This is a genomic window from Staphylococcus sp. 17KM0847 (assembly GCF_013463155.1).
GTDB lineage: Bacteria > Bacillota > Bacilli > Staphylococcales > Staphylococcaceae > Staphylococcus.
Genome location: NZ_CP040781.1, coordinates 902,985 through 916,580 on the forward strand (window position 1 = coordinate 902,985; position 13,596 = coordinate 916,580).

The 13,596-nt window shown below is 36.2% G+C and carries 14 protein-coding genes and 2 other annotated features; of the genes, 13 read left to right on the forward strand and 1 reads right to left on the reverse strand.

Features of this window, described 5'->3' with window-relative positions; translation table 11 throughout:
* Positions 1-2: 2 nt before the first annotated feature.
* The 3 genes from hemB (at position 3) to FGL66_RS04270 (ending at position 3,597) form a co-directional block, all read left to right on the forward strand.
* Positions 3-974: a porphobilinogen synthase gene (gene hemB / locus FGL66_RS04260; RefSeq protein ID WP_180810351.1), complete on the forward strand. Its 972-nt coding sequence runs from the start codon at positions 3-5 to the stop codon at positions 972-974.
* Between the two features lie 24 nt (positions 975-998).
* Complete coding sequence (gene hemL / locus FGL66_RS04265; protein WP_180810352.1) at positions 999-2,297, forward strand: glutamate-1-semialdehyde 2,1-aminomutase; 1,299 nt, start codon at positions 999-1,001, stop codon at positions 2,295-2,297.
* Between the two features lie 229 nt (positions 2,298-2,526).
* Positions 2,527-3,597 (forward strand): AbrB family transcriptional regulator, encoded by a 1,071-nt coding sequence (locus FGL66_RS04270; RefSeq protein ID WP_180810353.1) that lies wholly within the window; start codon positions 2,527-2,529, stop codon positions 3,595-3,597.
* A 5-nt stretch (positions 3,598-3,602) separates the two neighbouring features.
* On the opposite strand, the gene FGL66_RS04275 is transcribed toward FGL66_RS04270, so the two are convergent.
* The gene (locus FGL66_RS04275) at positions 3,603-4,154 is read right to left on the reverse strand and encodes a DNA-3-methyladenine glycosylase I (protein ID WP_180810354.1); all 552 of its coding nucleotides are present in this window, start codon (positions 4,152-4,154) and stop codon (positions 3,603-3,605) included.
* A 61-nt stretch (positions 4,155-4,215) separates the two neighbouring features.
* Positions 4,216-4,420 (forward strand) — a binding site (T-box leader).
* 41 nt (positions 4,421-4,461) lie between these two features.
* On the opposite strand from FGL66_RS04275, the gene FGL66_RS04280 reads away from it, so the two are divergent.
* The 10 genes from FGL66_RS04280 (at position 4,462) to rpmA (ending at position 13,470) form a co-directional block, all read left to right on the forward strand.
* Complete coding sequence (locus FGL66_RS04280) at positions 4,462-7,092, forward strand: valine--tRNA ligase (protein ID WP_180810355.1); 2,631 nt, start codon at positions 4,462-4,464, stop codon at positions 7,090-7,092.
* Between the two features lie 11 nt (positions 7,093-7,103).
* The gene (locus tag FGL66_RS04285) at positions 7,104-8,369 is read left to right on the forward strand and encodes a bifunctional folylpolyglutamate synthase/dihydrofolate synthase (RefSeq protein ID WP_180810356.1); all 1,266 of its coding nucleotides are present in this window, start codon (positions 7,104-7,106) and stop codon (positions 8,367-8,369) included.
* Between the two features lie 166 nt (positions 8,370-8,535).
* Complete coding sequence (locus tag FGL66_RS09945) at positions 8,536-9,231, forward strand: prepilin peptidase (protein WP_374757681.1); 696 nt, start codon at positions 8,536-8,538, stop codon at positions 9,229-9,231.
* A 1-nt stretch (position 9,232) separates the two neighbouring features.
* Positions 9,233-9,919 carry a RadC family protein gene (radC, locus tag FGL66_RS04295; RefSeq protein WP_180810358.1) on the forward strand — a complete coding sequence of 229 codons (687 nt, stop codon included), beginning with the start codon at positions 9,233-9,235 and terminating at the stop codon, positions 9,917-9,919.
* Positions 9,920-10,475: 556 nt separating this feature from the next.
* Positions 10,476-10,961, forward strand: a complete 486-nt coding sequence (locus tag FGL66_RS04300; protein WP_180810359.1) for a DUF4930 family protein — start codon at positions 10,476-10,478, stop codon at positions 10,959-10,961.
* Positions 10,962-11,071: 110 nt separating this feature from the next.
* The gene (gene mreC / locus FGL66_RS04305; RefSeq protein ID WP_180810360.1) at positions 11,072-11,908 is read left to right on the forward strand and encodes a rod shape-determining protein MreC; all 837 of its coding nucleotides are present in this window, start codon (positions 11,072-11,074) and stop codon (positions 11,906-11,908) included.
* Positions 11,908-12,423, forward strand: coding sequence for a rod shape-determining protein MreD (gene mreD / locus FGL66_RS04310; RefSeq protein WP_180810361.1), 516 nt, complete (start codon positions 11,908-11,910; stop codon positions 12,421-12,423). The genes mreC and mreD overlap by 1 nt, the downstream gene beginning before the upstream one ends.
* Before the next feature lie 35 nt (positions 12,424-12,458).
* Positions 12,459-12,532, forward strand: a sequence feature (ribosomal protein L21 leader region).
* Between the two features lie 11 nt (positions 12,533-12,543).
* Positions 12,544-12,852: a 50S ribosomal protein L21 gene (gene rplU / locus FGL66_RS04315; RefSeq protein ID WP_180810362.1), complete on the forward strand. Its 309-nt coding sequence runs from the start codon at positions 12,544-12,546 to the stop codon at positions 12,850-12,852.
* 2 nt (positions 12,853-12,854) lie between these two features.
* The gene (locus FGL66_RS04320) at positions 12,855-13,175 is read left to right on the forward strand and encodes a ribosomal-processing cysteine protease Prp (RefSeq protein WP_180810363.1); all 321 of its coding nucleotides are present in this window, start codon (positions 12,855-12,857) and stop codon (positions 13,173-13,175) included.
* 10 nt (positions 13,176-13,185) lie between these two features.
* Positions 13,186-13,470: a 50S ribosomal protein L27 gene (gene rpmA, locus FGL66_RS04325; RefSeq protein ID WP_037574233.1), complete on the forward strand. Its 285-nt coding sequence runs from the start codon at positions 13,186-13,188 to the stop codon at positions 13,468-13,470.
* The last annotated feature ends 126 nt before the right edge of the window (positions 13,471-13,596 follow it).

Here is a 13,596-nt window from a genome sequence, read left to right on the forward strand (position 1 = left end):
ACATGAATTTTGATAGACATAGACGCTTGCGCTCATCCAATACAATGAGAAGTATGGTGAGAGAAACACATTTGCATAAAGAAGATTTAATTTATCCCATTTTTGTAGTAGAGCGTGATGATGTCAAAGAAGAGATTAAGTCATTACCCGGAATATATCAAATCAGTCTGAATTTATTGCATGAAGAAATAAAAGAAGCATATGATTTAGGGATTCGTGCAATGATGTTTTTTGGTATTCCTAATACAAAAGATGCGTGTGGTACAGGTGCGTTTGTAGAAGATGGTGTGATTCAACGTGCGACACAAATCGCAAAATCAATGTATCAAGATTTATTGATTTTGGCAGATACATGTTTATGTGAATATACAGATCATGGTCATTGTGGTGTGATTGATGACCATACACACGATGTCGATAACGATAAAACATTGCCACTGTTAGTTCAAACAGCAGTTTCTCAAGCTAAAGCAGGCGCTGATATTATTGCACCAAGTAATATGATGGATGGTTTTGTGGCAGAAATTCGTAAAGGCTTAGATGAAGCAGGCTACTATAATATTCCTATTATGAGTTATGGTATTAAGTATGCATCAAGTTTTTATGGTCCATTCCGTGATGCCGCAGAATCAGCACCATCATTTGGTGATCGCAAAACATATCAAATGGATCCTGCCAACCGTTTAGAGGCACTTCGTGAGTTGAAAAGTGATTTGGCAGAAGGTGCAGATATGATGATTGTTAAGCCTGCACTCAGCTATCTTGATATTATTCGTGATGTTCGCAATCATAGTGATGTTCCTATCGTTGCTTATAATGTAAGTGGGGAATATAGCATGACGAAAGCTGCCGCACAAAATGGATGGATAGATGAAGAGCGTATTGTAATGGAACAAATGATTTCAATGAAACGTGCAGGAGCAGATATGATTATTACTTATTTTGCAAAAGATATTTGTCGTTATTTAAATTAATCTTGTGTCAAGGAGGCGTTTATTTTGCGTTATAATGAATCGATTAAAGCTTTTGAAAAGGCAGAACAGTTAATGCCCGGGGGGGTAAACAGCCCTGTCCGTGCGTTTAAGGCAGTAGATACACCAGCCATTTTTATGGAACGTGGGAACGGCAGTCGTATTTATGATATTGATGGCAATGAATATATCGATTATGTTTTAAGTTGGGGTCCTTTAATTTTAGGTCATCGCAATACTAAAGTGATTGATGAATTGCATCGTGTGTTAGATAGAGGTACAAGTTTTGGTGCATCAACATTAGAAGAGAATCGTTTAGCGGAGTTAGTGATTGAACGTGTCCCTTCGATTGAAAAAGTAAGAATGGTATCGTCTGGTACAGAGGCGACATTGGATACTTTAAGATTGGCACGTGGTTACACAGGTAAAAATAAAATCATCAAGTTTGAAGGTAACTATCACGGTCATAGTGACTCCTTATTGATCAAGGCAGGTTCTGGTGTTGCAACGCTAGGTTTACCTGATTCTCCGGGGGTTCCAGAAGGGATTGCTAAAAATACGATTACCGTCCCTTACAATAATTTGGAAGCTGTACGATATGCTTTTGAACAGTTTGGAGATGACATTGCAGCAATTATTGTTGAGCCTGTTTCAGGAAATATGGGCGTTGTTCCACCGATTAATGACTTTTTAAAAGGACTTCGAGAAATTACGCATGAATATGGTGCGCTGTTAATATTTGATGAAGTAATGACAGGTTTTAGAGTAGGCTATCACTGTGCACAGGGTTATTTTGATGTTATGCCAGATTTGACATGTCTAGGCAAAGTGATCGGTGGTGGTTTACCTGTCGGCGCATTTGGTGGTAAAAAAGAAATTATGGACTATATTGCCCCAAGTGGTAATGTCTATCAAGCTGGAACACTATCTGGTAATCCACTAGCGATGACAAGTGGTTATTGGACGTTGAGTCAGTTGACACCGGAAAGCTATGAATACTTTAATCAACTTGGAGATTTATTAGAAGATGGACTTAAAACGGTATTTGCTCGATATAATGTACCATTGACAGTCAATCGTGCGGGATCAATGATAGGTTTCTTTATTAACGAAGGACCTGTGACAAACTTTGAAGAAGCGAACCGTTCAGACTTAAAATTATTTGGTCAAATGTATCGTGAATTGATCGAACAGGGCGTCTTTTTGCCACCGTCACAATTTGAAGGGATGTTTTTATCAACATCACATACAAAAGAAGATATTCAACGTACGATAGATGCTTTTGATGTTGCATTGCGTCATATCACTCAAGATACTTCCAATTAAATATAAGATAGTGACTACAAAAGTATTTTTATTTTGGGGTCATTAATTCACACTTATAAATAGTGCAAGGTGGTGCTGTATACATGTGTCAAAATGACGCCTGTTAATGAGCATCACCTTTATATTGTAATCCCATATATGTTTGGTATCATAAAATTAATAGTGTATATGATTAAGATAGGACGTATTATCGGTGCGAGTATGTCATTGTAAACAAGGGGGATGGGTTATGACACGGCAAACTTTGAAAAATAATATGATCGTCCTGTTACTCTCTGTGTTGTGCAGTTATATTTTATTAAAATGCCATATGATGTTGCCATGGATGTTTGGTCCGATTATCGGCAGTATGATTGCGGTGAAAGTGTTTAAACGAGATGTGCGTTGGCCTTCGTGGCTAAGTGAACTCGGGTTGATTTTATTGGGGGTTCAGATTGGCAGTAGTTTTACAAGACAAGTTATTCAAGACATCCATCATCATTGGCTTTCTATTGTGGTCGTGAGTATACTGACGTTAATTTTGGCACTTATTGTATCCATAGGGTTTCGTCATATTGCGGGTGTCAACGATGAGACAGCTTTATTAAGCGTCATTCCGGGTGCGCTGAGTCAAATGTTAGTTATGGCTGAAGAAAATAAGCGTGCAGACATATTGGTGGTCAGTTTAACACAGACTTCACGTATTATTTTTGTCGTTATTCTTGTTCCGCTCATTGCATACTTTTTTAAAACAGATACAAAGACAGCTATGAATATGACACAAACGCCACCATTTAGTGATGTGTTAACATTGAAACACGCATTGATTTTAGCGGTGGCTATCGCATTGATATATGGAATTATGGCTAAAATTCATTTTCCAACGAAGATGTTACTTGCACCTATATTTGTATTGATTTGCTGGAATCTTATGACGGGTTTATCTTTTACAGTAGATGCGCCGATTATCGCAGCAGCTCAAGTCATTTATATGATACGGATCGGTGTTCAAATTGCACATTTAACCCATCGTTTGAAAGGGCGAATTGCCATTGCGATTGCTTTTCAAAATATTTTACTGATTACCGGAACATTGTTCATTGCATTGGGGCTACAATATGTGAACCATATCCCTCTGAATACATTGTTCTTAGGGGCTGCGCCGGGAGGTATGGCACAAATCGTACTCGTTGCTTTAGATACAGGTGCAGACGTTGCGATTGTCTCTTCATTTCATATTTTTCGTATCTTTTTTATTTTGATGCTTATTGCACCATTGATTCATGTTTATTTGAATTATCGTGTACATAAGTATAAATGATAAAGCTATATCCGATATGGGCAGTCAATCAGATGTGCATTATACATACCAGCAGCTTCCATGAATGAAAAAACAGTTACAGGCCCGATAAATTTAAAGCCATAACTTTTCAAAGCTTTGGAGAGTGCTTTAGCTGTATCGTTAACAGTGATGCGTTCTTCAGCAGTTTTATACTGAAGATCAATGGGCGTGCCACCTACAAACGACCAAAGAAAGTGACTAAAACTTTCATATTCTTGTTCAATTTGAAGATAGCCACGTGCTTGTGATACGATCGCGCGTAACTTTTGACGATGATGGATAATGTTTGGAAATGACATAAGAGATTCAATATCATCTTCTGTCATATTTGCAATCTGATATGGATTGAATTGATAAAAAGCTTCACGATAGGCCTCTTTTTTCTTGAGTATCGTTAGCCATGATAGGCCCGCATGCTGTGATTCTAGTGCGAGTAATTCAAATAATTTTTGTGAATCATATAATGGCTTGCCCCAAAAATGATTATGATACTCAATATAGAGAGGGTCTGTTGTTCCAAAAGCACAAGTATTCATTCAATCATCTCCTGATATTGACTTCGAATCCATTTCATTATACTATAAGATTAAACTGAATATTAAATTTGGGAAGAGTAAGTTAATGTTTTATTATAGAGAGTACATGGTCGGTGAGAATGTATATAAAAATTAACTGAAGGTAGCCCACTCGGTCTTTGATTGAATTTTTAGGTCAAAGCGTGTCATGAGCGTTAATCATATGAGTGCAATAGTAAATACAATCTATTGAATATAGGTGGTACCACGGAACATCCGTCCTATTTAGGGCAGGTGTTCTTTTTATTTTTATGGAGGGATTTTTGATATGGATATGCAAACAAAGTACAATCCACAAGAGGTAGAAGCAGGTCGCTATCAAAAGTGGTTAGATGATGAACGTTTTAAACCAACTGGAGATGTAGAGAAACCAACATATACAATTGTTATTCCACCACCCAATGTTACAGGAAAGTTACATTTAGGTCATGCATGGGATACAACGTTACAAGATATTATTACACGTATGAAACGTATGCAAGGTTATGACACACTATACTTACCAGGTATGGATCATGCGGGTATTGCGACACAAGCCAAAGTAGAAGCGAAAATGCGTGAAGAAGGGATTTCACGTCACGATATAGGTCGGGAAAAGTTTTTAGAGAAAGCATGGGAATGGAAAGATGAATATGCAGCATTCATTCGTCAACAATGGGCAAAGCTTGGTTTAGGATTAGACTATTCACGTGAGCGCTTTACTTTAGATGAAGGTTTAAGTAAAGCAGTACGTAAAGTTTTTGTAGATATGTATAATAAGGGATTAATCTATCGTGGTGAGCGCATCATTAACTGGGATCCAGAAGCAAGAACGGCACTTTCTGATATTGAAGTGATTCACGAAGATGTGAACGGTAAGTTTTATCACTTTAAATATCCCTATGCGGATGGTGAAGGCTATATTGAGATTGCGACGACACGACCTGAAACAATGCTCGGCGATACAGCAATAGTCGTTAACCCTGACGATGAACGTTATCAAGATGTTATTGGTAAAGAAGTCATCTTGCCTATCGTTGGACGTACGTTACCGATATTAGCGGATGACTATGTTGATCAGGCATTTGGTAGTGGTGCGATGAAAGTGACGCCAGCACACGACCCTAATGATTTTGAAATTGGAAATCGCCATGACTTAGAGCGTATTGTTGTAATGGATGAGTCAGGTAAGATGAACGATAAAGCAGGCAAATATGCAGGAATGGATCGCTTTGAGTGCCGCCAACAACTTGTTCAAGATCTTGAGGCAGAAGGATTAGTCATCAAAATTGAAGATCACGTTCATTCTGTTGGCCATTCTGAACGTAGTGGTGCAGTGGTAGAACCTTATTTATCGACACAATGGTTTGTCAAAATGAAGCCACTTGCGCAACAATCATTAGACAATCAAAAAACAGAAGGACGTATTGAGTTTGTTCCAGCACGATTTGAAAAAACATTTAATCGTTGGATGGAAGAAATTCGTGACTGGACGATTTCGCGTCAGTTGTGGTGGGGACATCAAATTCCTGCATGGTATCATAATGAAACCGGAGAACTATACGTAGGTATGGAAGAACCTGAAGACATAGAAAATTGGACACAAGACGAAGACGTATTGGATACATGGTTTTCAAGTGCGTTATGGCCATTTTCAACTTTAAATTGGCCAGATGAGGAAGCTGCAGATTTCAAACGTTATTATCCAACAAATGTGTTAGTAACGGGCTATGATATTATTTTCTTCTGGGTTGCACGCATGATCTTTCAAGGTTTAGAATTTACAGGACAAAGACCGTTTAATGATGTATTGTTACATGGTCTTGTACGTGCTGAAGATGGACGTAAAATGAGTAAGTCACTCGGTAATGGTGTTGATCCAATGGATGTGATCGATCAGTATGGTGCAGATAGTTTAAGATATTTCTTAGCAACAGGTTCATCGCCGGGTCATGATTTACGTTATTCTACTGAAAAAGTGGAATCTGTTTGGAACTTTATTAATAAAATATGGAATGCTGCTCGATTCAGTTTGATGAATATTGGAGAAGATTTTCGATTTGAAGATATTGATTTGACACAAGGCTTATCAGTTGCTGATCAATGGATATTAACACGTTTAAATGAAACGATTGATACGGTCACACAGCTCAGTGAGAAATATGAGTTCGGTGAAGTCGGACGTGTCCTTTACAACTTCATTTGGGATGAATTCTGTGACTGGTATATTGAAATGAGTAAAATCCCGATGAATGGTGATGACGAGCAACAAAAAAATGTGACACGCTCAGTGTTGAGTTATACATTGGATCGTACGATGAGATTGTTACATCCATTTATGCCATTTGTAACAGAACATATTTGGCAGAATGTTCCACACCAAGGTGAATCGATTGTGACAAGTGCTTGGCCAACAGTCAATCAAGACTTAATGTTCCCAGAGAGTAAAGACGTAATGGAACAACTCGTTGAAATCATTAAATCTGTACGTCAATCTCGTTTAGAAGTCAATACACCGTTATCTAAAGAAATTCCAATTATCATTCAAGCTAAAAACGCAGATGTACAAGCATTATTAGAAACAAATAAAAACTATTTAGAACGTTTTTGTAATCCAAGTACTTTGATGATTGCCACAGAAGTTGAAGTGCCGGAAAAAGCGATGACATCTGTTGTTGGAGCAGGTGAAGTGATTTTACCACTTGAAGGCTTAATTGATATGGATAAAGAGATTGCACGTTTGGAAAAAGACTTAGAAAAATGGCAAAAAGAACTTGATCGCGTGCATAAAAAGTTAGCAAATGAAAACTTTGTAAATAAAGCACCTGAAAATGTCATTCAAGAAGAGAGAGAAAAACAGGTGAAATACCAAGAAAAATATGATGGTGTAAAAGCCAGAATTGAACAATTAAAGGCTTAGGGGTTTGAACAATGAATTATCTTGATAGTTTATATTGGATCCATGAACGTACGAAATTTGGTATTAAGCCCGGTGTTAAACGAATGGAATGGATGTTAGAACAACTGGGACACCCTGAGCAACATATTCAAGCCATTCATGTTGGTGGCACGAATGGAAAAGGTTCTACCGTTGCATATTTGCGAGATGCATTAGTAATGAATGATTATCAAGTCGGTACATTCACATCACCCTATATTGAAACATTCAACGAGCGTATCAGTTTGAATGGTATGCCTATTTCGAATGACGATATTGTAGAATTGGTTGCCCGTGTTAAACCAGTAAGTGAAGCGATGGAACAAGAAACAGAGCTGGGTGTTGCTACAGAGTTTGAAATTATCACTGCCATGATGTACCTTTATTTTGGTGAAATACATCCCGTTGATTTTGTGATTGTTGAAGCGGGATTAGGTGTGAAAAACGACTCAACCAATGTGATCACACCGATACTTAGTATTTTGACGAGTATCGGTTTAGATCACACAGATATTCTAGGGCAAACTTATTTAGACATCGCAAAGGACAAAAGTGCAATTATTAAAGAGGGCGTTCCTGTTGTTTATGCAGTTAAAAATGAGGAAGCGTTAAAATATATGCGAGATACTGCAGAAATGCTGCACGCTAAAGCGTTAGAGTTTGATCGTGACATTTTAATTGTCTCAGAAGATGATGAATTTACTTATCGCTATAAAGAATATGAACTTGAAAATATCGCTTTAAATATGCTAGGAGAGCACCAAAAAGAAAATGCATCTTTAGCTATTACAGCATTGCTCGAATTGAAGGAGCAAGGTTTGATTCGTATTGACTTTAACAAAATGATTGATGCCATCGAACATGTACGCTGGACAGGCAGAATTGAACGTGTATCGACAGAGCCATTGATTATTATTGATGGGGCACATAATAAAGAGAGTGTAGACGCGTTAGTCGATACGATAGAAAAATATTATCGACTAGAAAAGGTAGATGTGTTGTTTGCGGCAATTACAGGAAAGCCTATTCAGCATATGCTACAAGCATTCAATCCATTAGCCAATCATATTTATGTGACAGATTTCAACTTTCCAAAAGCTTTACCAGCGCGTCAACTTTTAGATGAAATTAATAGTGATAACAAGTCAGTTGTAGATGATTATGTATCGTTTATTAAAAATTATAAAGGTGAGGCATTACTCATAACAGGTAGCTTATATTTTATTAGTGAAGTGAAAACAAAGTTAGGTTACTTATAATATTAAAGAATCTCCGTGAATATCAAAAAATGTAATGATATTTACGGAGATTCTTTATGTTTAAGCATTTGACCTCTTGAAATCCGTCAGCTTATAATGCAATTCCACTTATAAAAGAATGACTGAGCAAAGAGAGGGATTTATATTGAGTATCGCTGCTTTTATGATGGGGAGTTGTGTAATGAGTTTTCTTATGTTTGTTGCAGAAGTACGTATGATTTCTTTTGATTTGTTTTTTAAGCGATCCATATGTCAATGTTGTCAGCGACGTTTAATATGGCTGGATCTCATACCCATTGTGAGTTTTATTTTTCTCAAAGGGCGTTGTCGTTATTGTAATCAGCACATTCCATTAAAATTACTCATCGCTGAAATTATGGGCGGCACACTCACACTTATCCCATTTTATTTTCCACTATATCTCCACCTGAATATTTTTTATATCACTGCTTTTATTTTATTAACCTTATCTTTTGTAGATATAGAACGCCTTGTTATTCCGCACCGCTTTCTGATTTTATTGTTATTTTCCAATGCATTATTATTATGGCCCACCTCTATATCATTCATACAATATAGTTTACTATTTATCATGATTGTATGTAGCTACTTATTCAATAGCTATATCGGAATGGGTGACTTTAAACTACTGTGCGTCTTAATTATATTATTTCCACCATTGTTTATTGCATTCATAATATGGTTGATGTTTCCATTAGGTGTATTAGTAATGCTAGGATTGCGATGCTTGGGTTTATTACATCTTCCTTATGTCCCACTTGTTCCAGCAATATGCATAAGTTTTATTTGTACTGCAATAATGTACCCACAATTCGTATTTTTTATAGGAGGAACGATATAATATGAGCCGTATTCATGATTTGTCACATCAAGAAAAACCTAAAGAACGTTTGTTGACATATGGTGCACAGTCCTTATCTAATACAGAATTACTCGCAATTTTAATCAATACAGGACGTATCGGTTGTTCCAGTCTAGATATTGCGTCCCACTTATTAAGTCAGTATAAGACTTTAATCGCTTTAAAAAATTTAACATTAGTAGAGTTAACTTCTGTAAAAGGCATTGGACAAAACAAAGCAGTTACGCTTATGGCAGCATTTGAGTTGAGTAGGAGGATGTTTACTGAGCGTCACCATGAGCAGTCAGAAGCGATCCAATCTCCGGATCAAGTTGCGGCATTGTTTGATGCAGTGATGAAAAGTTATAATCAGGAGCATTTTATTGTGCTTGTTTTGAATACGAAACATCAAATTATTCATAAGAAAACATTGTTTATAGGGACTTTGAATAGTGCGGTCATTCATCCTAGAGAGGTTTTTAGTGTGGCAGTGAAATGGTCAGCACATGCAATTATTGTTGTTCATAATCATCCTTCAGGCGACCCAACACCTTCGCCCGCTGATATACAAACAACAAAACGTTTAGTCGTTTGTGGCGAAGCGATGGGTATAGATGTTTTGGATCATATTGTGATAGGGGATGGTCGTTTTGTTTCTATTATGAGTGACTATGAAATAGAAGATTGAATACGATTAAAGGTTTGTTAAATATTATAGAGTTTAGAGGAAGAGGTGGGCAATGGTTGACTGGATTGAAAATGTATGGATCGTATTTTTCAATCCGAGTCTTCTTTTGCCGGGGGATGAGAAATGCTCTTTGAGAGATTAAGATTTCTATTTTATGAATAGTGATGAATACAAATAGCTATAGTGAGAAAAACTGAATAAACCATAAAAAGAGCTGGTAGCCTAAATAGATAATGAGTAGAAAAAGAGCTACTTTAAAGATAAGCCTAAGTAGGGTAAAACTAAATCTAATAATTAAAATAATGAGTAGTATGATTAAAAATAATGTTATCCAACTCACATATATCACTCCTTAATATGTATTGTATATCAATATGATAGACAGAGCATCCTACTTGAGTTTAAAAATTTATCGTACTTGAGTAGGATGAATATTGATTGTTTATTCGTTATAATAGATAGGCTAATGGTGTTGAAATGATAGCTTGATATTTATGTTTTGGATGATTAAAATCTTTATTTCACACTCACAAAATAGAGTTATAGGGGGAGTGGCGTGAAAACAATTAAACGTATCATTAAAGCTTTTATTGTATTATTTTTACTAAGTACCCTTATAGTTGTTTCTTTAAAGTATCTGCCCGGTATTAAGGACCAGCCATGGAATCCATTGAATGATAAACCCGTTATACAAAGTGTCGATGAATCGGGACTTGAGGTACCTATTGATGGACGTAATTACGTGTTGAAGGATAATGATTTATTTCGTAATGTGCCTAGAAGTCAAAGCCGCCATATATTTAATTGGATTGATAAAGTTGAATTTATGCAAGTGAATGAACTGCAAAGATTAGGTTATGATGATACATACCTTATTGCTGAACGAGATTTTCAGTTTATTTTATATCGATTTGGAGATCATACAATGCGTGTTTATACGACAGAGCATGATTTACAATCTGATTTATATCAAATGGGACATCAACTAGATATGTTGCCCATTACGTCTTATATGTCAAAAAATGACATAGATAACGAATGAATTGAATACAGGTGTTAATATGAATTTATACAAATATCACTTTATTTAATGATAGGACTGATATAAAATAAAAAGATATAAACAAATATATGTAACTTGAGGTGTTGAGGTTGTCCCATTTTTTTAGAAACAACAAACTAGTCGTGTTGTTTTGTGCAGTGATCTTATTTATTGGGCTTATCGGATTATCTATTCGATCCAATGTGCAATCAGTTCCAGAACAATATGTAAGCGATACGGCGTCTTTAGGACAGCGTGTTTTTTCTTATCCAATGCAGCTGGTTTCAGGTGCGATAACGCACTTTTTTTATCAAGAACAACCTGCAACAAACCGTGACAAGCAATTAGAGGCGGATAATCAACGTTTACAAGCTGAAAACAAAAAGCTGAAAAAAGAACTAGATATGAAAGATATATCTGAATATGATCCTGTCTCAGCAGCGGTAATTGCACGTCAGCCAGATCAATGGATTAATACGCTTGTCATTGATAAAGGTGCTAAGTCAGGTATTAAACCTAATATGGCTGTGATGACATCGGAAGGTTTAGTTGGACAAGTAAGCAAGGTGAATCAATTTTCGTCACAAGTGAATCTTATTTCTACTAAAGGACGATTGAACCGCTTGTCAGTTAATATTTTACATGATACTGATGAAGTTTTTGGTTTGATTGATCACTATGATGAGAAAAATAATCGCTTAATTATAAGTGATATTGATAATAACGATAAGGTTAAAAAAGGAGATAAAGTAGTCACAAGTGGCTTAGGGGATCAGTTGCCTAAAGGTCTTTATGTTGGAGAAGTTGAAAAAGTAGAAAACGATCAATATGGACTTTCGAAACAAGTGTCTATAAAAACAGGTGCGAATTTGAATCAAATGATGCATGTCTACGTTGCAAAACGAGATGCTAAGACTGTTGTAGATGACGAAGGAGCAGATGAGTAATGAAAGCCGTATATTATTTTATAGGTGCGCTCTTTTGCTTTTATATTGATACGCTTCTTACTTTTATTTCGCCACTTCAAGTAGGGCATACCCGCCTATTCTTTATTCCACATCTATCGTTGTTGTATCCTATGTTCATTGCTGTTTACGGAAGTACGAGTACAGCGCTTATGTTAGGTACTTTATTAGGTATTTTACATGATTTATACTTTGGACCCATTTATGGTGTTTATTTGTTTGGTTATTTACTATCTATTTTACTTGCTGATAAGTTTATTAAGATTTTCTTCAGAGACCATCTGATGGTTTATTGGATGATTTTAGGCAGTCTTATTTTCCTTGAACTTTTTGTTGCTTTAATCTATACGGTATTTGGTTTAATAGAGTTCCATATCCTTTCATTCTTTATTTTTAGAGTGGTGCCTACACTATTTTTAAATGCATTACTATTAGTGTTCCTTTACTTTTTAATGAAACCAAGATTAAAGGTGAAAACAACTATTGACATCAAATAAGCCGAATGGTATGATTCAGTAGTTGAGTAGTTTATAGCTACATACAACCGCTCAAATATAGGTTTTAAGTACGAAGTGTCACCTATATATGGCGTGACTTATAATTAGGAGGTGCAAAGTATGTTTGCTATTATTGAAACAGGTGGAAAACAAATCAAAGTTGAAGAAGGTCAAGAGATTTACGTTGAAAAGTTAGACGTAAATGAAGGAGACACTTTCACTTTTGATAAAGTGCTTTTCGTAGGTGGAGATGCTGTTAAAGTAGGTGCGCCAACAGTTGAAGGTGCAACAGTTACAGCGACAGTTAATAAACAAGGTCGTGGTAAGAAGATTACAGTATTCACATACCGCCGTCGTAAAGACTCTAAACGTAAAAAAGGTCATCGTCAACCTTATACTAAGTTAACTATCGATAAGATTAACGCTTAATTATGGTCGATGTTGATATCACGTTAAATGATGAAGGTCGTGTAACAGACGTTGTTATGAAAGGTCATGCTGATTTTGCTGAACACGGACAAGATATCGTTTGTGCAGGTGCATCAGCTGTACTTTTTGGTAGTATCAATGCTATTATGGGCTTAACATCAGAAAGACCAGATATTGATTATGATGACGATGGAGGGTATTTTCACGTGCGTAGTGTTGATACAAGCAATGAACAAGCACAGTTAATACTCCAAGCAATGTTAATATCTTTGCAGACAATCGAAGACGAATATAGTGATTTTATTAAATTAAATCTGAAGTGAGGTGTAACTCATGCTTAAATTAAACTTACAATTTTTCGCATCTAAAAAAGGGGTAAGTTCTACAAAGAACGGACGTGACTCTGAATCAAAACGCCTTGGTGCTAAACGTGCTGACGGTCAATATGTTACAGGTGGTTCTATCTTATTCCGTCAACGCGGAACAAAGATTTACCCAGGTGAAAACGTAGGTCGTGGTGGCGATGATACATTATTCGCTAAAATCGACGGCGTTGTTAAATTTGAACGTAAAGGTCGCGACAAAAAACAAGTATCTGTATATGCAGTTGCTGAATAATTTGTTGTTATTAAACACCAGAAGGTAACTTCTGGTGTTTATTTATTAGGAACAGGTATAGGCAAGTTTGTCTTAAATCAGTGTGTGTCAATATCTGTAAATAGTCATAGATGCCTAAAGTAAAAA

What these genes read in the sequence shown, in the direction of transcription:
- hemB (WP_180810351.1), top strand. Translation starts at nt 3, where the DNA reads ATGAATTTTGATAGACATAGACGCTTGCGCTCATCCAATACAATGAGA.
- FGL66_RS04270 (WP_180810353.1), top strand. Translation starts at nt 2,527, where the DNA reads ATGACACGGCAAACTTTGAAAAATAATATGATCGTCCTGTTACTCTCT.
- FGL66_RS04275 (WP_180810354.1), bottom strand. Translation starts at nt 4,154, where the DNA reads ATGAATACTTGTGCTTTTGGAACAACAGACCCTCTCTATATTGAGTAT.
- FGL66_RS04280 (WP_180810355.1), top strand. Translation starts at nt 4,462, where the DNA reads ATGGATATGCAAACAAAGTACAATCCACAAGAGGTAGAAGCAGGTCGC.
- FGL66_RS04285 (WP_180810356.1), top strand. Translation starts at nt 7,104, where the DNA reads ATGAATTATCTTGATAGTTTATATTGGATCCATGAACGTACGAAATTT.
- FGL66_RS09945 (WP_374757681.1), top strand. Translation starts at nt 8,536, where the DNA reads ATGGGGAGTTGTGTAATGAGTTTTCTTATGTTTGTTGCAGAAGTACGT.
- radC (WP_180810358.1), top strand. Translation starts at nt 9,233, where the DNA reads ATGAGCCGTATTCATGATTTGTCACATCAAGAAAAACCTAAAGAACGT.
- mreD (WP_180810361.1), top strand. Translation starts at nt 11,908, where the DNA reads ATGAAAGCCGTATATTATTTTATAGGTGCGCTCTTTTGCTTTTATATT.
- rplU (WP_180810362.1), top strand. Translation starts at nt 12,544, where the DNA reads ATGTTTGCTATTATTGAAACAGGTGGAAAACAAATCAAAGTTGAAGAA.
- FGL66_RS04320 (WP_180810363.1), top strand. Translation starts at nt 12,855, where the DNA reads ATGGTCGATGTTGATATCACGTTAAATGATGAAGGTCGTGTAACAGAC.
- rpmA (WP_037574233.1), top strand. Translation starts at nt 13,186, where the DNA reads ATGCTTAAATTAAACTTACAATTTTTCGCATCTAAAAAAGGGGTAAGT.